The organism is Pelagibacterium halotolerans (assembly GCF_044811015.1).
GTDB lineage: Bacteria > Pseudomonadota > Alphaproteobacteria > Rhizobiales > Devosiaceae > Pelagibacterium > Pelagibacterium halotolerans_A.
In genome coordinates this window covers 1,539,631-1,559,255 of sequence record NZ_CP085243.1, presented here as the reverse complement: position 1 = coordinate 1,559,255, position 19,625 = coordinate 1,539,631, and the positions used below count along the sequence as shown (strand labels likewise).

Below are 19,625 nucleotides of genomic sequence, written 5' to 3'. Positions count from 1 at the left end.
ACTATCCCCTTGCATCCGACACCCGAACAAGGCAGGTTCCCGCCTCAAAACGACAATCAACCCCTCACACGCCCCCGATGACCACAACCTCCGAATTTTTCAGGCTCGACGGCCTCGATGCCGTGCCCGACGCGGTTCGGGGCGGGGTGGTTGCGATTGGGAATTTCGACGGGTTTCATCGCGGGCACCAGAGCGTATTCGAGGTGGCCAAGGCGATGGCGCGGGAAAAGTGCGTGCCGGCGCTGATCCTGACCTTCGAGCCGCACCCGCGCGACGTCTTCGCGCCCGCGCCCTTCCTGCATCGGCTGACTTATGCCGAAGCCAAGGCGAAGCTGGCCGAGGCGCTGGGGTTCGACGGGATCGCGGTGATGCCGTTTTCGCGCGAACTCTCTAGTGTCGAGGCGCCCGACTTCGTTTCGCGCTATCTGATCGATGCGCTTGGGGCGAGTGGCGTCGTCGCCGGAGCGGACTTTCATTTTGGCAAGGGCCGGGCCGGGACGCCGGAGTTCTTGAAGGCCGAGGGCGAACGGCGCGGTTTTGACGTCAGGTTCATCGATATGCTCGCCGAGGGCGACGAGCCGGTGTCTTCTTCCCGCGTACGCGCGGCGCTCGCCGAGGGCGGGGTCGAGGCGGCCAACCGGCTGCTGGGCTATCATCACTTCATTTCCGGCACTGTGGTCGAAGGCGACAGGCGCGGGCGGGAACTGGGATACCCCACCGCCAATTTCGCGCTGCCCGAGACCAGCGCGCTGGCGCAGGGCGTCTATGCCGTCAAGGTGCAGGTCGGGGGCGAGGTGTTCGGCGGGGTGGCTGCTTACGGCAAGCCGATGTTCGACAACATCCGTCCGCCATTTGAGGCCTTCATTTTCGATTTCGACCGCGATATCTATGGCAAGACCATAGAGGTGGCGCTTTTGAGCTATATCCGCGGACAAATGACATTCGACAGCCTCGACGCGCTCATTGCACAGATGGACGCCGACACGGCGGCTGCGCGAATTACCATCGCCCAGGCGCGTCCGCTTTCGCAGCTCGACGCGGCGCTGGGCTTTATCGCGGACTAAAAGTTCGTTGGATAAACCGGGCTGCACTGCTAAAAGCGGCCCAACCCCGAAATCTCTTCAAGATTTTGCGAGTAGCAATGACCGATACTGCACCGGGCGCGACGACCGAGCGCGACTATTCGACAACGCTTTTCCTGCCCCAGACCGAGTTCCCCATGCGGGCCGGCCTGCCCAAGCGCGAGCCCGAATGGCTCAAGCGCTGGGAGGATATGAACCTTTACGAACGCCTGCGCGAACAAAGCGCCGACAGGCCCAAATTCACCCTCCACGACGGCCCGCCCTACGCCAACGGCAACATCCATATCGGGCACGCGCTCAATAAGACATTGAAGGACCTCGTTTCACGCTCGATGCAGATGCTGGGCTACAATTCGGCCTATGTGCCGGGCTGGGACTGCCACGGCCTGCCCATCGAATGGAAGATCGAGGAGCAATACCGCGCCAAGGGCAAGAACAAGGACGAAGTGCCGATCAACGAATTCCGCGCCGAATGCCGGACATTTGCCGAACACTGGGTCGACGTGCAGCGCGAGGAATTCAAGCGGCTCGGGGTCATGGGGGACTGGGACAATCCCTACCTCACCATGAGCTTCGACGCCGAAGCGCAGATCGCGCGGGAGCTGATGAAGGTCGCGGGGCTGGGGCAACTTTATCGCGGGTCCAAGCCCGTGATGTGGAGCGTGGTCGAGCGCACGGCGCTGGCCGAGGCCGAGATCGAGTATCAGGACTATGAGAGCGATGCGATCTGGGTGAAGTTTCCGGTGGCGACGACGCCAAAGGAAGCGCCTAACGAAGCTGGCCTTGAGTACGAGTCTCTCACCGCTGCTTCACTGAAAAATGCTTCCGTCGTTATCTGGACAACGACTCCGTGGACGATCCCGGCCAACCGAGCGATCTCCTACTCATCGAAGCTCGAATACGGCCTCTATGAAGTTCAGGCCACCGAGAACGATTTCGGGCCGCAGCCGGGCGAAAAGCTGATCTTTGCCGACGCTCTAGCTGAGGAATGCGCAAAGAAAGCAAAGCTGACCTTAGAGCCCATCGCCTCGGTGAGGGCCGAAGAACTCGCCGCGATCACCTGCTACCACCCGTTACGAGGCCTCGGCAACGGCTACGACTTCGATGTCCCCCTCCTCGACGGCGAGCACGTCACCGACGAGGCGGGCACCGGCTTCGTGCATACGGCACCCGGTCACGGCGTGGACGACTTTGAAGTCTGGATGTCGAACGCCCGGCAACTCGAAGCGCGCGGCATCGACACAAACATCCCCTTCCTCGTCGACGCCGACGGTTTCTACACCAAAGACGTCCCCGGCTTCGGCCCGGACTCCCAGGATGGTGCCGCACGGATCATCGACGACAAGGGCAAGAAGGGCGACGCCAACAAGCGTGTTATCGCTGCGTTGATCGAAGCCGACAGGCTCTTTGCGCGCGGGCGGGTCAAGCACCAGTATCCGCATTCCTGGCGCTCGAAAAAGCCGATCATCTTCCGCAACACCCCGCAATGGTTCGTCTATATGGACAAGGACATCGACGGGGAAGGCGATACGCTGCGTTCGCGCGCCCTCAAAGCCATCGACGACACCAAATTCGTGCCCGCCGCGCGGCAGACGCGCCTGCGTTCGATGATCGAGAACCGGCCCGACTGGGTGCTCTCGCGCCAGCGCGCCTGGGGCGTGCCGATCACTGTGTTCGTCCATAAGGACACCGGCAAAATTCTCGTCGACGAGACGGTCAATCATCGCATCGCGCAGGCCTTCGAGGAAGAAGGTGCCGATGCGTGGTTCGCCGAGGGCGCAAAGGCGCGGTTCCTCGGCGATGCGGTCGAAAACCACGACGATTGGGAGCAGGTGACCGACATCCTCGATGTGTGGTTCGATAGCGGTTCGACGCACGCGTTCGTTCTCGAAAACAAGCAGAAATGGCCGCACCTCAAATGGCCGGCCTCGATGTATCTCGAAGGCACCGACCAGCATCGCGGGTGGTTCCATTCCTCGCTGCTTGAAAGCTGCGTGACGCGGGGACGGGCGCCCTACGATTCGGTTCTGACCCACGGGTTCACCATGGACCAGAACGGGTTCAAGATGTCCAAATCCGCGGGCAACGTCGTCGCGCCCCAGGATATCATCAAGCAGTACGGCGCCGATATCCTGCGGCTCTGGACGGCGACGATCGACTACGCCGAGGATCACCGGCTTGGCGATGAAATCCTCAAAAACACCGTCGAGACCTATCGGAAAATCCGCAACTCGTTCCGTTGGCTTCTGGGCAATCTCGCACATTACAACCCCGACGAGGCGGTTGAGCGCGCGCAGATGCCGGAGCTCGAACGCTTGATCCTCCATCGGCTCTTCGTGCTCGATAAGGAGGTGCGCGCGGCCTATGAGGCGTTCGACTACAAGCGCGCCGTCTCGCTCGTAGGCAATTTCATGAACCTTGAGCTCTCCGCGTTCTATTTCGACGTCAGGAAGGACGCGCTTTACTGCGACCCGATCTCCTCGGTGCGCCGCAAGGCATCGCTCACCGTGCTCGATCAGCTCTATTCGTGCCTCACCGCCTGGCTCGCGCCGGTACTCGTGTTCACGATGGAAGAAGTCTGGCTCGAACGGAACCCGGGCGAAACGAGTTCGGTGCATACCCGCGTCTTCCCCGCCATTCCAGCCGACTGGCAGGATGAGGCGCTCGCTGAAAAATGGTCGAAAATCCGTGCCGTGCGCCGGGTGATCACCGGGGCGCTGGAGATCGAACGCAAGAACAAGACCATCGGTTCTTCGCTCGAAGCCGCGCCCAAGGTCTACGTTTCCGATCCGGCGCTGCTCGAAGCGATGAGCGGCCACGACATGGCCGATATCGCCATCACCTCGGGGCTGGAGATTATCGAAGGCGGCACGCCGCCTGCCGATGCGTTCGCGCTTGAAGACGTCCCCGGCGTCGCGGTCGAGTTTGCGCTCGCTGCGGGTAAGCGCTGCGCGCGTTCGTGGAAGATCAGCGCCGATGTCGGGTCCGACCCTGAGTATCCGGATATCACTCCACGAGATGCGCAGGCCATGCGCGAGCGTGCGAGTGCCGGGTTGCCTGTATGAGGGCAGTTTCCCAACCGTCCGTCCTCTGGAGCCTCTTCCTGGGGGCGGACGTCCTGATCCTCGACCGGCTGCATAAGTACATCCAGATCGACGTCTTCGGCTGGACGGGCGGCGAGGTCGTGCCGGTGACCTCGTTTTTCGACTATATCCTCGTTTGGAATACAGGCATTTCGTATGGCCTGCTCGGCGGGCTGACGCCGGAGATGCTGTTGATCGTCATGGGTATCGCGATTGTCGCGCTTGCCTTTTGGTGGGCGAAGGACGAGGGGCTTCTCACCCGCGTCGGGATCGCCTTGGTTATCGGTGGCGCGCTGTCGAACGCCATCGACCGCGTGATCTACGGCGCGGTGGCCGATTTTTTCCATTTCTACGTAGGGAATTTTTCCTGGTACGTGTTCAATATCGCCGATGTCGCCATCACCTTTGGCGTGGTTCTGCTTGTCGCCGACGTGGTCTGGCCTCGGCGCAGGGCGGATACCTGAATTCAGTCAAATTCTGGCCATAGCGGGTGAGATGCGATATAGGGGGCACGATTTTATGGGTTCGAGGCGTCGTATGTATTCTCGCGTAGTCGATATCTTTACGCATGGCGGTGGCCCCGCCCGTATAATGGCGGGCGTGGTCGCCCTGTTCGGTCTTGTGGCGCTCAATGCCTGCACGACCATCGAGGGCACGAATGCGATGACGGATCCCGTGACCTTCGAGCGCGAAGTGCTGCGCTCGACGCTGCAGGGGGTTGGGCTCGTGCCCGAAGAGGACAAGACGCCGGTATCCGTCGAACGTGCCCCGCTTGTCGTCCCCGCCGCCGGCACAACGGCACCCCAGCCGCAGCAATCCACCGCGACGATCCCCGAGGACCGCGACGAGGTGGTGGTTGACGCTTCCGGCCTCACCCAGGCCGATCTGCAAATGCTGCGCCAGGGGCGTGTGGTCGATGTGGCTTCAACCTCGGGACGGCCGCTGACCGAGGCCGAAACCCGTCAGCTCGCCGCTCGCATGGCCGCGTACAACCGGCAGCAAGGGATCGTCGAGCGCAACATATATCTGCCTCCGGAAGACTATTTCACCCGAGTCGGCGGCGAGGACCTGATTTGCCTTGCACCCAATGGCGATCTGGTATCTATCAACGATCCCGCGTGCCCGCCCGATGTCCGGGCGCAACTGGCGGCGCAGAACCAGTAGCACTGACGATGTTCCGACCTTTCTTCAGGCGAGGTCCCGTGGGGCCTCGCTTGTGTCATTTGACCCCTTGAATTGAGACCGCACCCTTTTTTACCGGGAGCGCCCTGAGAAATGAACGACACCAAAGCACCCTCCGGCGAACGCCTCGCCAAAGTCATCGCCCGCGCCGGACTGTGCTCGCGCCGTGACGCCGAAACATGGATCAGCGCCGGTCGCGTCTCGGTGAATGGCAGCATAGTCAAGACACCGGCCTTCAACGTGATCGAGACCGATACGGTCGCGGTCGACGGCAAGCCGGTGGCGAGGCGCGAGCCGACGCAAGCCTGGCTTTACCACAAGCCCGCCGGGTTGATGGTGACGGAGAAAGACCCCGAGGGGCGCCCGACGGTGTTCGAGGAATTCGCCAAGCTCGGTCTGCCGCGCGTGCTGACGGTGGGGAGGCTGGATTTTAACACCGAGGGTCTGCTGCTGCTGACCAATGACGGCGGCGTAAAGCGCACACTCGAGCTGCCCGCGACCGGCTGGCTGCGCCGCTATCGCGTGCGCGCATTCGGCGTGGTGACTCAGGAGCAGCTCGATACGCTTGCCAAGGGTACGACGGTTGAGGGCGTCGAATACGGGCCCATCGAGGCCAAGCTCGATACCGTCAAGGGCTCCAACGTCTGGATGACGGTTGCCCTGCGCGAGGGCAAAAACCGGGAGGTGCGCGTGGTGCTCGGCGCGCTCGGGCTCGAAGTCAACCGGCTGATCCGCATCTCGTACGGCCCGTTCCAACTTGGCGATCTGCCGGTTGGCGCGGTTGAAAAGGTGAAAACGCGCATCCTTCAGGATCAGCTGGGCAAGAAGCTTGCTGAAAGATCGGGCGCCGATTTCGACAGTCCCGAGCGCGAGGATGCCTCTAATCAGCCGCGCCGCCGCATGCCGGAAAAACCCGAAAGCCGCCCCACGGAGCGCGACCGGTTCGGCGGGCTGCGCAAGCGGCCGGATTTCAAGCGCAACGAGGCGCCGAGAGGCCGCGAGCGCACCATTCACTTCGACGACGGCCGCCCATCCGAAACCTTCGTCGAGAAGCCGAAATTCGAAAAGCGCGGACGTGACGACGAGCGCCCTGCACGCGACGGCGACAAGAAACCTTTCGCCAAGGGGCCGCGCGGCGACAAACCCTTCCGTAAGGATGAAGGGCGCCCGATGTCCAAACGTCCAACCCGCGCCGACCGGGAGCAGCGCGAGGCCGGGGAACGTCCACCCCGCCGGGAGGGAGACAAGCCCTTCGCCAAAGGCCCTCGCCGCGACGGCGGCAAACCGTTTGGCAAAGGCCCGCGCCCAGAGCGCAGCGGCGGCAAGCCAGGCGGCAAACCTTTTGGCAAGCGTGCCGATGGCCAGCGCCGCACCGACAAACCCGGTGGCTCGCGCGGCGGAAAGCCCGGTGGACGTCCCGGTTCACGCAAACCGCGAAGCGAATAAACGATGCGGATCGTTGCGGGCAAGTTCCGGGGCAAGCAACTCGACACGCCCAAATCCGGTGCCATCCGTCCCACGGCGGACCGGGTGCGAGAAGCGGTGTTGTCGATCATTGGCTCGCGGATCGGGCCAAACCTCGAAGGGGTGCGGGTACTCGACCTCTTCGCTGGAACCGGCGCAATGGGACTTGAAGCGCTCTCACGCGGCGCCGAACATTGCATCTTTGTCGATACCGGGATTGAGGCACGCGGGTTGATCCGTGGGCATATCGAGGCCTTTGGGGTGGCGGGGCAGGTCAAGTTGCTCAAGCGCGACGCGACCGATTTGGGGCCCATAGAGCGGCTCAAGCCCGCAACGCTCGTTTTCGCCGATCCGCCCTACGGGCAGGGACTGGGCGAAAGGGCGTTGGCGAGCGCGCTCAGGGGCGGCTGGATCGCGCCGGGGGCGCTGGTTGTGCTCGAAGAGCGCAAGGATGTGGAAGTTGTTGCGCCCGAGGGGTTTGAGGTTACGGACCGTCGGGAGTATGCCGATACAGCGGTGACACTGATGGAGGTGGCCGCGTAACGCGATGCCATCGTAAGGGAGAGTGCGAGAATGGCCCAAGCGCTAATTATACCCGACCTCAAAGACAAGGCCGTCCTGATCACCGGTGCCTCGACAGGGATCGGCGCGGCGCTCGCGCGTGCATTCGCCAGGCAGGGGGCGAAGGTCGGACTGCATTACAACAGTGGTATTGAAAACGCGCGGGCCGTCGCCGACGAGATTGAAGCTGCGGGCGGTAGCGCGACGCTGCTCCAAGGCGACCTCAGCAAGCCCGAGGACGTCGAACGGGTCGTTGAGGAAGCGGTCGCGGCGCTCGGTGGCCTCGATGGGTTGATCAACAACGCCGGCGCGATGATCGGACGCGTGGACTATGCCGACGCGACGAACGAATATTACGACCAGGTCATGGACCTCAATGCACGATCGGTCATCATCGCCTCGCGCGTGGCTTTCGCGCATATGAAGGCCAAAGGCGGGTTCATCATCAACACAAGCTCCATCGCCGGGCGCACCGGCGGGTTGGGCGGAGCGGGGATCTATGGATCCGCAAAGGCATTCGTCTCGAACGCCACGCGCGGCATGGCCAAGGAATTCATCCCCTATGGTATCCGCGTCAACGCCGTATCGCCCGGCGTGATCACGACGCCGTTCCAGGAGCGGTATTCGACGCCCGAGGGGCTGGAAGCGATCCGCCAGGGCATTCCGATGGGACGGCTGGGCACGGCGGAAGATTGCGTCGGGGCGTATCTGTTTCTCGCGTCGGAGATGCTGTCGGGCTACGTGATCGGGCAGACGCTTGAGGTCAATGGCGGCCAGTTGATGCCGTGAGACAGTCATCGTCGTCCACGCATCTTGGAAATCTCCAAAAAAGATATATATTGTCGATATCACATATCGGAGTGCATTATGCGCACCTTGATCGACATTAAGGAGCCACAGCTCCGGCAGTTGGATTTGCTTGCCAAGAAGGAGAAGCGGCCGCGTGCGGCCCTGATCCGGGAGGCTATTGGTGCCTATCTGGACCAGCGTTCTGAAAAGGCTGTTACCGAAGCGTTCGGACTTTGGGGGCAGCGCGAAGTCGACGGGCTCGCCTACCAGAACAAAATCCGTGAGGAATGGTGAGAGCGCTTTTTGACACCAACATCCTCATAGACTATCTGAACGCCGTGCCCGAGGCGCGAGATGAATTGGCGCGCTATGGCCAAAGGGCGATCAGCATCATTACCTGGATGGAAGTGCTGGTCGGTGCGGCTACGGAGGTTGAGGCGGCAACCCGTGCGTTCCTTGATGGTTTTTCAATCCTACCCTTGGACAGCCTCGTTGCCGAGCGCGCGGTCGCGCTGAGAAAGCGATATCGCATCAAACTGCCCGACGCCGTCGTATGGGCATCGGCGGACGTTCATTCCATGTTGTTGGTCACCCGCGACCGAAAAGACTTTCCGGACGATGTGCCAGGTATCCGCGTTCCCTATCGGTTGTGATCTACCGGCGCCCGAACAACCGCTCCAGATCGCCCTTCTTGAGCTCGATATAAGTCGGGCGTCCATGGATGCATTGGCCAGAATGCGGCGTTGCCTCCATTTCGCGCAGGAGCGCGTTCATCTCGTCCCCACGCAGCCGACGGCCCGAGCGGACTGAGCCGTGGCAGGCCATCCGCGCGATGATCGCGTCCATGCGCTCTTCGATGATCGCGACGCTATCCCATTCGGCGAGGCCGTCGGCAAGGTCGCGGATGAGGCCTTCGACATCGGTCTGACCGAGCAGGGCGGGGGTTTCGTTGACGGCGATGGACGAAGGGCCGAAGCGTTCGAGATAAAGCCCCAGCCTTTCAAGTACGGGCCGGGCCTCTTCGAGACGGCCACAGTCTTCCTCTGGGAGATCGATAACGACGGGAATGAGCTGTGCCTGGCTGGGGACCGGGCCGGAGCGGAGCTGATTGCGGAAGCGCTCGTAGACCAGGCGCTCATGGGCGGCGTGCTGGTCGATGAGGACGAGCGCATCGCCATTTTGCGCCACGATGTAGTTTTCGAACACCTGCGCTCGCGCAACGCCGAGGGGGTAGTCGGTGTCCGGAGCGGATTCGGTCACCACCTCCATGCGCGCGCTCGGCGCATCGAACCGGCGCTGATGCGCGGCGATGTCCGCCGAAAAGCTTGGGCGTTCCGCCGGCGTCCAGCCCGGTGGAGGCGCCGAGTGCGCTGGCGCAGGCTCGGCGAAGGCCGATTGGCTTGGTTCGGGAGCTTGCGGCTTTGCCTCGGACACACGGAAGCTCGCGAGCGCATTGTCGGCCACCGAGGATGAGGCGCGGAAGCCTGCCGCGCCGAGGGCTTCGGTCAGCGCACGGATCACCGTGCCGCGTACCGCGCCGGGATCGCGGAAGCGCAATTCGGCCTTGGTGGGGTGGACGTTGACGTCGACATCCGCCGGGTCGATGGCGACGAAGAGCGCCAGCACCGGGAAACGATCGCGGTGGAGGAAATCCGCATAGGCCGCGCGCACGGCACCCAGAAGCACCTTGTCGCGCACCGAGCGGCCATTGACGAAATAGAACTGGTTGAGTGTGTTGGCGCGGCTGAAGGTCGGCAACCCCGCAAGCCCGCCCACGACGATGCCGCCGCGCGAAAACGCGATCTCCTGCGCGTTCTTGGGAAAGTCCGTACCGATGATCTGCGCCAGGCGAGCGTGCACCGCGTTTTCGCCCGTCTGAGCGGGCCAATTGATCGCCGAGCGGTCCGAACCCGAGAGCACGAAATGTACACCGCGATGTGCCATGGCGAGGCGCTTGACCACGTCGGTGATCGCATTGGCTTCGGCGCGGTCGGATTTGAGGAATTTGAGACGGGCAGGAATGGCGGCGAAGAGGTTCTTCACTTCGACGATGGTGCCCCGGTTCATCGCCTGCGGCACCGGGCCATCTCGCAAGCCGCGCCTGAGCGTGAGCTTCAGCCCGCTTTGCGCTTCTGCCGTGCGCGAGGCAATCGAAAGGTCCGAAACCGCGCCGATCGAGGCCAATGCCTCGCCGCGGAAGCCCAAAGTGCGGATGTCGTCGAGCCCGTCATCGGCGAGTTTCGAGGTGGCGTGGCGCTCGACCGACAGGAGGAGGTCGGTTTCGTCCATGCCATGGCCGTCGTCCTCGATCCGGATAAGGCCTTTGCCACCGGCTGCCGTCGTGATCGCGATACGCTTGGCGCCGGCGTCAAGCGCATTCTCGACGAGCTCCTTGACGACGCTTGCGGGCCGTTCAACGACCTCGCCCGCCGCGATTTTGTTGACCAGATCGTCTGGAAGCTGCCGGATGGCCATGGGGCGGTGATTCTCCTTTGGCGCCATTCTAGGCGGCCCGCTCCGGCGATGCACGAGGCGAGACAGAGAAGTCCAAAGCTGATAGAGGCATTTCGCCATGGATGCAGGTTTCAACCCGATGGATATGGCCTTTGCCCTGGCCGAACAGGCCGCGCTTGCCGGAGAAGTGCCGGTGGGCGCCGTGATTGTCAGGGACGGGCAACTCGTTGCCGCCGAGCGCAATCGCATGCGTGCTTCCGGCGATCCGACCGGGCATGCCGAAATGCTCGCGATCCGCGCCGCGCTCAAGAAGATCGGCAGCGGGCGGCTGGCGCAGTGCGATCTCTATGTGACGCTCGAACCCTGCACCATGTGCGCAGGGGCCATCGCGCATGCGAAAATCCGCAGGCTCTATTACGGTGCCGAAGACCCCAAGGGTGGGGCGGTGGACAATGGCGTACGGTTCTTCGGCCAGCCCACATGCCATCACGCGCCCGAGGTGATCGGCGGGCTCTCCGAAGGACGGGCGGCGGAGATGCTCAGGAGATTTTTCGCTGAGCGGCGATGAATTCCTCGATCTTGTCGTTCAAAAGCCGCTTGAACCGGTCCTTTTCCTTATCTCCCGCAGCGATAATCTCCTTGACCCGCCAATATTCGTGCGCGCCATAGGCCGACAGGAACGGGCGGAAATAGAGGTCCGGCGGATAGGCGGCGATCATATGCGCAGTCAGCGCATGCATCATGATCTGCGCTGAACCCAGCCCGATATCGAGGGCCGAGGGGACGACGTCGCGCGGCCAGTCCTGCGGGTCGCCATTGACGTCGATGCCGATGAGGATATCGCTGCCGTCTGCTGCAGTATCGAGCGGCAGCGGGTTAACCACACCGCCGTCGACCAGAAGCGTTTCGTGGTAATGGACGGGCCTGAACAGGCTCGGAATGGCGAGCGACCCGGCGACAGCCGGACGTAGCGGCCCTTCGTGGAAAACCACCTGATGCCAGGATTTGAAGTCCGTCGCGATGCAGGAAAAGGGAATGGTCAGGTCTTCGAAGACCTTGGGCATGTCCAAAGGCGTGAAGGCGTCATAGACCTTCTCGGCATTGAGCTGGATCGACAGTCCCTCGGCCAGAACTTGCTTGATCGAGCGCATATGCGTCGAGAGCAGGCGGCCGAACAAGCCGTTCATCGAGCCCAGCCGCTCCTGAGACAATTCCCTGATCTCTTCGCCTTTCATGCCGGCAGCCCAGCCCGAGCCGATCAGCGCGCCGATCGAGGTGCCGGCGATCCGGTCGGGCTTGAGCCCCATTTCGTCCATGGCTTCGATGAAGGGGATGTGCGCAAGCCCCCGGGCGGACCCGCCCCCGAGTGCGATACCGATCCGAGGATCGCTGATTGTGCCCACGCTCTAGCCTCTTGTTCTTCTAATTAAGAGGCTAAACCAAGAGAGGCCTATTGAGAAGAGAGCGCGCGCCAGCCGATGTCGCGGCGGCAGAAGCCTTCGGGCCAGTCGATGGTATCGACCGCCGCATAGGCACGTGCCCGCGCTTCGGCGACATCGCGGCCGAGTGCGGTGACGTTGAGAACGCGACCGCCTTTGGCCTTGAGGACCCCGTCTTCGCGGGCCGTGCCGGCGTGGAAGACCTGGACACCATCGGAATTGGCGGCATCCGCTCCCGCGATCACCGTGCCTTTCTCGTAAGCGCCGGGATATCCGTTGGCAGCCAGCACGACCGTGAGTGCAACGCCATCGCGCCAGCGCGGCGTCGTCTGTGCCAGCGTGCCCCTGGCGGCGCCTTCCAGAAGATCGAGGAGATCGCTTTCGAGAAGCATCATCAGCACCTGGCACTCGGGATCGCCGAACCTTGTGTTGAACTCGATGAGCTTGGGGCCGTCCGCGGTGATCATCAAACCGGCAAAGAGCACGCCGGAAAAGGGCGTGCCGCGCGCCGCCATGCCGCGAATTGCCGGCTCGATGATCTCGCGTAAGGAGCGTTCGACGAGCGCGTCCGTCATGACAGGGGCAGGCGCATAGGCCCCCATGCCGCCGGTATTCGGACCTTCATCGCCGTCATAGGCGCGCTTGTGGTCCTGGGCGGCGGGCAGGAGGGTGATATGCTTACCGTCGCAGATTGCGAACAGGCTCGCCTCCTCACCGACAAGGCATTCCTCGATGACGACTTCTGCGCCCGCCTCTCCGAACGCGCCGTCGAAACAATCGCGCAGCGCAGCTTCGGCGGCTTCGAGCGTGTCGGCGACCGTTACGCCCTTGCCGGCGGCGAGCCCGTCAGCCTTGATGACGATGGGTGCGCCTTGCTCCTTGAGATAGGCGAGGGCGGGTTCGAGTGCGTCGAATTTGGCGTAGCGCGCGGTGGGGATGCCCATCTCGTCGCAGAGTGCCTTGGTGAAGGCTTTCGAGCCTTCGAGCTGTGCCGCGGCTTTCGAGGGGCCGAAGACTGCGAGACCGGCGGCGCGTAAGTCGTCGGCGATCCCTGCCACAAGCGGCGCTTCGGGGCCGATCACGACAAGGTCGATCAATTCGCGCTGGCAGAAGGTGACGATGGCAGCGTGGTCATCAATGTCGAGTGCAATGTTTTCAGCGACAAGTGACGTGCCACCATTGCCGGGTGCGACAAAGAGCTTTTCGAGCCGGTCAGACATTGCAATCCGCCATGCCAGCGCATGCTCGCGGCCCCCCGACCCGATCAGCAATACCCGCATTCTCGCCCGCTCCCCTTCGTAAATTGCGTTGAGATGGTCCGTCTATCATGGGCGGCGCGTGCCCGCCAGCCTTGACCGAATCCCTCCAATGCGCGACCACAGGACAATGAGCGACGCCCAATCGAACGCCCACGAATTTACCGTTTCCGAGATCTCCCAGGCGGTCAAACGCACGGTTGAGGACAATTTCGGCTATGTCCGCGTGCGCGGGGAAATCTCGGGCTTTCGCGGGCGGCACTCGTCCGGGCATTGCTATTTCACTCTGAAGGATGAGAGCGCCGCGATCGACTCGGTGATCTGGAAGGGCAATTACAACCGGCTCGCCTTCAAGCCCGAAGAGGGGCTCGAAGTCATCGCGACAGGGCGGCTGACCACCTATCCGCGCTCATCCAAATACCAGATTGTCATCGAACAGCTCGAGCCCGCCGGTGCAGGCGCGCTGATGGCGCTGCTCGAAGAGCGGCGGAAGAAATTCATCGCCGAAGGATTGTTCGCACCCGAGCGCAAGAAGGAACTGCCTTACCTTCCGCGTGTCATCGGAGTGGTGACATCGCCCACAGGGGCCGTGATCCGGGATATCATCCACCGGCTCGAAGACCGGTTTCCATCCCATGTGATCGTGTGGCCGGTCCGCGTGCAAGGGGAAACCTGCGCACCGGAGGTGACCGCAGCCATAGACGGGTTCAACGCACTGATGCCCGGTGGGGCTATTCCGCGTCCGGATCTGCTGATCGTCGCCCGCGGCGGTGGGTCGATTGAGGACCTTTGGGGCTTCAACGAGGAAAGCGTCGTGCGCGCGGTGGCGCGCTCGGACATTCCCGTAATTTCGGCGGTAGGGCACGAAACCGATATCACGCTCGTGGACTATGTCGCCGACAAGCGCGCGCCCACACCGACTGGTGCCGCTGAAATGGCCGTACCGGTCCGCGGCGAGTTGATCGCTTATGTCGAAGACCTTGGCACACGCCAGCGCGGCGCGGCGCGGCGGTTGGCCGGGAACCTGCGGGATCGCTTCCGGGCCGCTGCGGCGGGCCTGCCGCGCGCCAGCGACCTCACAGCCACCCAGCGCCAGCGGCTCGACATGGCGGCAACGCGACTGACATCGGCACTGCGCTCGGCCCAGCATACGAAAGTGCTTACCTTTTCGGAAAAGTCCCGCGCATTCGGGCCGGGGCTCCTGCAGACGCGGATGCAGAAAAGCCGCGCCGATCTCGACCGGCTGTCGAGCCGGGCCGCCTATCTGGCCACGGGCCGGGTCTCTCGCGCGCAACTGCGCTTTTCCCCTCTCGCCAGCGCCCTGCGCCCGCAATTGCTCAAAACGCCGATCGAGCGTGCCACGACGCGGATCGACACGCTTGCGCAGCGGCTTGTGCCCGCCTTCGTCCGAAAGGTGGAGGACAGGCGCAACCGGCTCGATAGTGCGGCACGGTTGCTCGATACTGTCGGTTACAAGCAGGTGCTCGCGCGCGGTTTCGCGCTTGTGACCGATGCGGATGGGCAGATCGTGCGCTCGCCCGGTTCTGTCAAACCCGGCGATGCGCTTGAAATCACGGTTGCGGAGGGCAAGATTGATGCCCATGTCTCCGGCGCGCCCGCCGCGCCGCGGCGCAAGGCCAAGCCAGATCCCGGTGAGCAGGAAAGTCTCTTTTGACGGGGCCTGCACCGAAGCGTAAAAAGAAAGCGTGATGAATATTCTCGAAAACGGGTTCACCCCGTCCGAAGCGCAGATCAAATACCTCGATGCCGACTATGTCGTCGTCAAGCCGGGCACATTCGTGCGCTGCGCGGTGACCGGTGCGCCGATTCCAATCGAAGAACTGACCTATTGGAGCGTCGACCGGCAGGAGCCCTATGCGAATGCCGAGGCGGCGTTTACGGCCTATCTACGGGATCACAAGGGCTGACCGGTTGGCCGCTTCTTAAGCCTTTTCCGCCGGATCGAGCAGCCGGTGCAGGTGCACAATGAAATAGCGCATCTCGGCGTTATCGACCGTCATCTGCGCCTTCTGCTTCCACACATCGTAGGCTGCCTTGTAGTTCGGAAAGACGCCCACGACATCGACAGCATCGAGGTCCTTGAACTGCACGCCCTCAAGGTCCGAGAGTTCGCCGCCGATGACAAGGTGCAGCAATTGTTTTTGTTCGGTCTCGCTCATCTTTCGTTTTGCTCCGGGGTGGTTGGTTCAGGACAGCCATAGACGGTGCGCAGGGCGTCGCACAGCATGTCTTTTAGCGAGGGATCGGCGGTTGTCGCAAGGGCGCCGTGGCGGGTATCGGCGCGGTTGTAGCGCGGCCGGCCGGCACAAACATCGACAAAATCTGCTCCGGCTTCGGTGAGGATGATGTCGGCACCGGCGATGTCCCAATCCTGTGCACCCCGCCGCGCGACGGCGGCATCGAGTTTGCCGCGCGCGACCTGAACGAGCCTGTAGGCGAGCGAGGGGTACATCGGCCCCTTTTTGTACGTCAGCCCTGCGCCTTGCAGTTCGTTGTGCACCGCCGCGGGGCCGGGGATCAACCGGCTTTCATCCGTCCGGTACGCAGCCTTGATCGGCTGACCGTTGAGCGTCGCGCCCATGCCAAGCGCAGCGGCGTACATTTCATCGCGCGCCGGGGCGTAGACGACGCCGGCCACGGGCACCCCGTCCTCCACCACGGCAAGGCTGACACACCAGCTGTCCTCGCCTTTGATGAACCCGCGCGTGCCATCGATCGGATCGACGATAAAGACCCGGCTATGCGCCAGCCGGTCGGTCGTGTCCATCTGCTCTTCGCTCAGCCAGCCATAGTCAGGCCGCGCGCCCAGAAGCGCCTGGCCAAGAAAGGTATCGATGGCGATATCCGCTTCGGTGACCGGCGAGGAGATGTTCTTGGTCCAGGTCTTGAGATCGGTCCGGAAAAACCCCAATCCGATAATCCCCGCATGCACCGCAGCCGAGCGCAGAAGCGCCAGGTCGTCCTGTGCCGGTGTCGGGGCGGGTATGGACATAGGGGTTCCGTGGTTGACCGCGAGCATCCGGCAGGCCCTTGCAGCCTACCGGTTTGCGCCCTTCCTATGCGCTTGGCGGTAAAGGCGCAAGTGAGCCCGGTTAATCACCCCTTACACCCGGTGAGAAACTGCTAACCCATTTTGAGACAAGACAAACTTAACCCAGTTTTTTAAGCGGATGCATAGCCCGGTGCGATAGGTTGGCTTCATCAAAAGAGAGCGGAACAAAAAACAAGCTCTCGAAAGTTGACAGTGAGGCTAAATATGGTTCGCGGCGCTAGCATTATCGGTTCGCCCGTCGCTCTTAACATGGGCACCCCCTTTCCACCCGGCACGCCCCTTTACGCGGCCAACGACAATCGCCCCGCGCGCGAGGTGATGACCGTTACCGTACGGCGCAAGCTCGACAAGAGCGGCCTGGTGGTCAAGATCAAGGTGCCGGTCGAGGAATATACCGGGGTCGCTGTCGCGACATCGATTTCCGAGGACGGAGAGTTATCGAGCGCCATCGAACTCATTCATCCCAATTCCGATCTCACCTATCGGGTCTATGAGGAAAAGGGCAACACCAACGTCGTGGCCGAATGGCAGAACTGGGGCAAGAAGCTCCGTCTGCCGCTCTATATCCGGGCCGGTGACGGCAATCTCATTGCCTATTCGCAAAATGTCGACGGGCTGATGGTTGGTGAGCAATCGGGCCGCCGCATGCTCGGCCCCGACATCGACCGCCGCACCCGCTTCGCGCGGCGCCGGAAGCCCGGCGAGAAGCGCGCGTAACTGCAGGACACTTTGGGGGTATAGGCGAAAGCCCGGTCGGGGACGGCCGGGCTTTTGGATGTCACGTAAGCATCTTTAATAGCGCTCTTAAAGATGCTATATAGGGCATGATAAAAAGTGCTATGGAAAATCCCATGCCTCATATTGTCCTGGCCGAGGTTACGGCAAGCGTCTCTGAACTCAAGCGGAACCCGATGGGTACCGTCGCTGCGGGCGAGGGCGCACCGGTTGCAGTCCTCAACCGCAATGAACCCGCATTCTATTGCGTTCCGGCGGATGTCTATGAAGCGATGCTCGAACGTCTCGAAGACGCCGAACTGAACGCCATAGCCGACGCGCGCGCGGACGAGCCCGTCGTCAAGGTCAAGCTGGATGAGCTATGAGCTTGCGTTCGTCGAGCCGGCTCTAAAGGAATGGCGCAAGCTTGATAGCAACACACGGACGCAGTTCAAGAAGAAGCTGGCCGAGCGCCTTGTCGCACCGCATGTGGCATCCGCGAGGCTGTCGGGTGCGAAGAATCGATACAAAATCAAACTTCGCGGTGTCGGCTACCGCCTGGTATATGAGGTTCGCGACGCGCAGCTGGTTATCGTTGTGATCGCGGTTGGTAAACGCGACAGAGGGCAGGTGTACAAGGCAGCTGACAAGCGGTGACTGCGTCGGTCGGTTGGCAAAGCCCCTAAACCAGCCCCGCCACAATAAATGCCAGCGTCAGCGCCACGCCCACCCAATGGTTCGCCTTGAAGCGCGTAAGGCAGTTCTGTCCATCCATCCGGTCGAGCGTTACAACCTGCCAGGCGAGGATCGCGCCCGGCGCCAGCATGAAGACTGCAAGGTCCCAGCCTGAGCCTGCAAGTTGGCCGGCGACGAACCAGAGGACCATCGCGAGCGCGTAAAAGCCGGTGACGAAGGGTTTGGGCCGCTCGCCCACCAGAAGTGCGGTGGATTTGACGCCGATCAGAACGTCGTCCTCCACGTCCTGCAACGCATAGATCGTATCGTAGCCGATGGTCCAGGCGATGGTCGCGGCATAGAGGACGACCGGGGCCCAGCTGAAGCCGCCGGTAACTGCCGTCCACCCTACGAATGCCCCCCACGAAAACGCAAAACCGAGGAAGAGCTGCGGCCAGTAGGTGAACCGTTTCATGAACGGATAAATGGCCACCGGAATGAGTGAGGCAAGCCCGAAGAGGATGGTGAGCGTGTTGAACTGCAACAGCACGATGAGCCCGACAAGCGCCTGCGCTACGAGCCACACAGCGGCTTGCTTCACACTCACTTGTCCAGACGGAATCGGGCGCGAGCGGGTGCGGGCGACCTTGTCGTCGATATCGCGGTCCACGATGTCGTTGAACGTGCACCCGGCGCCGCGCATGGCCACTGCACCGATGAGGAAGAGCACGAAATAATAGATGTTGAAGACAGTCCCGGTTGCCGTGCTGGCGATAGCGAGCGCGAAGGCGCAGGGCCAGAACAGGAGCTGGTAGCCGATGGGCCGGTCCAGCCGCGACATGCGCAGATAGGGTTTTGCCGCTTCGGGCGCGAAACGGTCGACCCAATTGCCCTTTACCGCGTCCGCGACGCTGCCCGACGGTCCGGCGGATGGCGATGACATGACGGTTCCTTTCCTACCCAATGGAGCGAGCCTCTTGTGGCAAGGCGCGCAAGGGGGCTATCCCCGGGCGTGGAGTTTTGCTTCTCTCACAAAGCAGTAGCTTCCGTAACCAGCAAGTCAATTGGACCCGATGCCGCGTACCCACAAGAGCCTGCCGCGCCTTTTCGTCGATATCGCGATGAGCCCCGGCGCCGAGATCGCGCTCGACAAGGCGCAGACCAACTACCTCGTCAACGTATTGCGGCGCGGGGCAGGGGAGCAGTGTGTGGTCTTTAACGGCCGCGACGGCGCGTTTCTAACGCAAATCGCGCAGGCGTCCAAGAAGACCGTAACGCTCACGCTGGTTGAGCAAAGCGCGGTGCAGACCGAGCCCAACGATCTCTGGTACGGCTTCGCGCCGATCAAGCGGCTCGACTATATCGTCCAGAAGGCAACCGAAATGGGGGCCGGGATCATCCAACCGGTCCTCACGCGACATGTCCAGAACCCGCGCGTCAATCCTGACAAGCTGCGCGCCAACGCCATAGAGGCGGCGGAACAGTGCGAAGTGCTCTCGGTTCCACAGATTGGAGACGCAATCGCGTTCGATGCGCTTCTCTCCGGCTGGCGGGAGGCCCATGGCGACCGGAAGCTTGTGTTTTGTGACGAGGAAGCGGCGTCCGAGTCGCCCATAGATACCCTCGCAGCGCTCGAAGGGGAGCGTCTGGGGCTCCTTATCGGGCCGGAAGGCGGGTTCGCGCCCGAGGAGCGCGAACGTTTGCTCGCACAAGATTTCGTGATCCCCATCAGCCTTGGGCCGCGTATCTTGAGGGCCGACACCGCCGCCGTGGCGGCGCTTGCGCTGATACAGGCGGTTGCCGGAGACTGGTAAGACATTTATCGGCAATTGACGATAAAAGGGATTGAAACC

Annotated in this window: 22 protein-coding genes; 16 read left to right on the top strand and 6 right to left on the bottom strand. The window is 62.5% G+C overall.

The features are described 5' to 3' along the window. Positions 1 to 77 precede the first annotated feature (77 nt). The 9 genes from LG281_RS07745 to LG281_RS07705 all read left to right on the top strand — a co-directional run bounded on the left by LG281_RS07745 (position 78) and on the right by LG281_RS07705 (position 8,814). Positions 78 to 1,064 (top strand): bifunctional riboflavin kinase/FAD synthetase, encoded by a 987-nt coding sequence (locus LG281_RS07745; protein ID WP_404406000.1) that lies wholly within the window; start codon positions 78 to 80, stop codon positions 1,062 to 1,064. A gap of 77 nt (positions 1,065 to 1,141) precedes the next feature. Further along, the gene (gene ileS, locus LG281_RS07740; RefSeq protein ID WP_404405998.1) at positions 1,142 to 4,147 is read left to right on the top strand and encodes an isoleucine--tRNA ligase; all 3,006 of its coding nucleotides are present in this window, start codon (positions 1,142 to 1,144) and stop codon (positions 4,145 to 4,147) included. Then, positions 4,144 to 4,629, top strand: a complete 486-nt coding sequence (gene lspA / locus LG281_RS07735; RefSeq protein ID WP_404405996.1) for a signal peptidase II — start codon at positions 4,144 to 4,146, stop codon at positions 4,627 to 4,629. Before ileS ends, lspA begins: the two co-directional genes overlap by 4 nt. 73 nt (positions 4,630 to 4,702) lie before the next feature. Next, complete coding sequence (locus LG281_RS07730) at positions 4,703 to 5,329, top strand: hypothetical protein (RefSeq protein ID WP_404405994.1); 627 nt, start codon at positions 4,703 to 4,705, stop codon at positions 5,327 to 5,329. Positions 5,330 to 5,440: 111 nt separating this feature from the next. Beyond that, positions 5,441 to 6,793: a pseudouridine synthase gene (locus tag LG281_RS07725; RefSeq protein WP_404405992.1), complete on the top strand. Its 1,353-nt coding sequence runs from the start codon at positions 5,441 to 5,443 to the stop codon at positions 6,791 to 6,793. Positions 6,794 to 6,796: 3 nt separating this feature from the next. Next, positions 6,797 to 7,354: a 16S rRNA (guanine(966)-N(2))-methyltransferase RsmD gene (gene rsmD / locus LG281_RS07720; RefSeq protein WP_404405990.1), complete on the top strand. Its 558-nt coding sequence runs from the start codon at positions 6,797 to 6,799 to the stop codon at positions 7,352 to 7,354. Between the two features lie 30 nt (positions 7,355 to 7,384). Then, complete coding sequence (locus LG281_RS07715; protein WP_404405988.1) at positions 7,385 to 8,161, top strand: SDR family NAD(P)-dependent oxidoreductase; 777 nt, start codon at positions 7,385 to 7,387, stop codon at positions 8,159 to 8,161. Between the two features lie 78 nt (positions 8,162 to 8,239). Then, on the top strand, positions 8,240 to 8,455 hold the full coding sequence (locus LG281_RS07710; protein ID WP_404405986.1) for a ribbon-helix-helix protein, CopG family: 216 nt from the start codon (positions 8,240 to 8,242) through the stop codon (positions 8,453 to 8,455). Continuing rightward, positions 8,449 to 8,814, top strand: a complete 366-nt coding sequence (locus LG281_RS07705; protein ID WP_404405984.1) for a type II toxin-antitoxin system VapC family toxin — start codon at positions 8,449 to 8,451, stop codon at positions 8,812 to 8,814. Before LG281_RS07710 ends, LG281_RS07705 begins: the two co-directional genes overlap by 7 nt. Position 8,815: 1 nt before the next feature. On the opposite strand, the gene mutL is transcribed toward LG281_RS07705, so the two are convergent. Continuing rightward, a complete protein-coding gene (gene mutL / locus LG281_RS07700; protein WP_404405982.1) occupies positions 8,816 to 10,636 on the bottom strand; it encodes a DNA mismatch repair endonuclease MutL in 1,821 nt (606 codons plus the stop codon). Positions 10,637 to 10,733: 97 nt separating this feature from the next. On the opposite strand from mutL, the gene LG281_RS07695 reads away from it, so the two are divergent. After that, a complete protein-coding gene (locus LG281_RS07695) occupies positions 10,734 to 11,183 on the top strand; it encodes a nucleoside deaminase (protein WP_404405980.1) in 450 nt (149 codons plus the stop codon). On the opposite strand, the gene LG281_RS07690 is transcribed toward LG281_RS07695, so the two are convergent. Together LG281_RS07690 and purD are read right to left on the bottom strand one after the other, a co-directional pair. After that, positions 11,155 to 12,018, bottom strand: a complete 864-nt coding sequence (locus LG281_RS07690; protein ID WP_404405978.1) for a patatin-like phospholipase family protein — start codon at positions 12,016 to 12,018, stop codon at positions 11,155 to 11,157. The two genes, LG281_RS07695 and LG281_RS07690, sit on opposite strands and share 29 nt — an antisense overlap. A 47-nt stretch (positions 12,019 to 12,065) precedes the next feature. Beyond that, positions 12,066 to 13,334, bottom strand: a complete 1,269-nt coding sequence (gene purD / locus LG281_RS07685; RefSeq protein WP_404405976.1) for a phosphoribosylamine--glycine ligase — start codon at positions 13,332 to 13,334, stop codon at positions 12,066 to 12,068. A 106-nt stretch (positions 13,335 to 13,440) separates the two neighbouring features. Between purD and xseA the strand changes: the two genes are divergently transcribed. Beyond that, on the top strand, positions 13,441 to 14,985 hold the full coding sequence (xseA, locus tag LG281_RS07680) for an exodeoxyribonuclease VII large subunit (RefSeq protein ID WP_404405974.1): 1,545 nt from the start codon (positions 13,441 to 13,443) through the stop codon (positions 14,983 to 14,985). 34 nt (positions 14,986 to 15,019) lie between these two features. Continuing rightward, on the top strand, positions 15,020 to 15,238 hold the full coding sequence (locus tag LG281_RS07675; protein ID WP_404405972.1) for a DUF2093 domain-containing protein: 219 nt from the start codon (positions 15,020 to 15,022) through the stop codon (positions 15,236 to 15,238). A gap of 15 nt (positions 15,239 to 15,253) precedes the next feature. Here LG281_RS07675 and LG281_RS07670 read toward each other — a convergent pair whose 3' ends face one another. After that, complete coding sequence (locus tag LG281_RS07670) at positions 15,254 to 15,490, bottom strand: DUF4170 domain-containing protein (protein WP_404405970.1); 237 nt, start codon at positions 15,488 to 15,490, stop codon at positions 15,254 to 15,256. After that, positions 15,487 to 16,323 (bottom strand): 3'(2'),5'-bisphosphate nucleotidase CysQ, encoded by an 837-nt coding sequence (locus LG281_RS07665; protein WP_404405968.1) that lies wholly within the window; start codon positions 16,321 to 16,323, stop codon positions 15,487 to 15,489. Before LG281_RS07665 ends, LG281_RS07670 begins: the two co-directional genes overlap by 4 nt. Positions 16,324 to 16,587: 264 nt before the next feature. Between LG281_RS07665 and LG281_RS07660 the strand changes: the two genes are divergently transcribed. The 3 genes from LG281_RS07660 to LG281_RS07650 all read left to right on the top strand — a co-directional run bounded on the left by LG281_RS07660 (position 16,588) and on the right by LG281_RS07650 (position 17,754). Beyond that, a complete protein-coding gene (locus LG281_RS07660) occupies positions 16,588 to 17,100 on the top strand; it encodes a DUF6101 family protein (RefSeq protein ID WP_404405966.1) in 513 nt (170 codons plus the stop codon). 134 nt (positions 17,101 to 17,234) lie between these two features. Further along, entirely contained in the window at positions 17,235 to 17,483 is a 249-nt protein-coding gene (locus LG281_RS07655) for a type II toxin-antitoxin system Phd/YefM family antitoxin (RefSeq protein WP_404405964.1), read from the top strand. After that, positions 17,473 to 17,754 (top strand): type II toxin-antitoxin system RelE/ParE family toxin, encoded by a 282-nt coding sequence (locus tag LG281_RS07650; protein ID WP_404405962.1) that lies wholly within the window; start codon positions 17,473 to 17,475, stop codon positions 17,752 to 17,754. The genes LG281_RS07655 and LG281_RS07650 overlap by 11 nt, the downstream gene beginning before the upstream one ends. Positions 17,755 to 17,779: 25 nt before the next feature. Here LG281_RS07650 and ubiA read toward each other — a convergent pair whose 3' ends face one another. Continuing rightward, positions 17,780 to 18,715 (bottom strand): 4-hydroxybenzoate octaprenyltransferase, encoded by a 936-nt coding sequence (gene ubiA / locus LG281_RS07645; RefSeq protein ID WP_404405960.1) that lies wholly within the window; start codon positions 18,713 to 18,715, stop codon positions 17,780 to 17,782. A gap of 130 nt (positions 18,716 to 18,845) precedes the next feature. On the opposite strand from ubiA, the gene LG281_RS07640 reads away from it, so the two are divergent. Further along, the gene (locus LG281_RS07640) at positions 18,846 to 19,586 is read left to right on the top strand and encodes a 16S rRNA (uracil(1498)-N(3))-methyltransferase (protein WP_404405958.1); all 741 of its coding nucleotides are present in this window, start codon (positions 18,846 to 18,848) and stop codon (positions 19,584 to 19,586) included. The last annotated feature ends 39 nt before the right edge of the window (positions 19,587 to 19,625 follow it).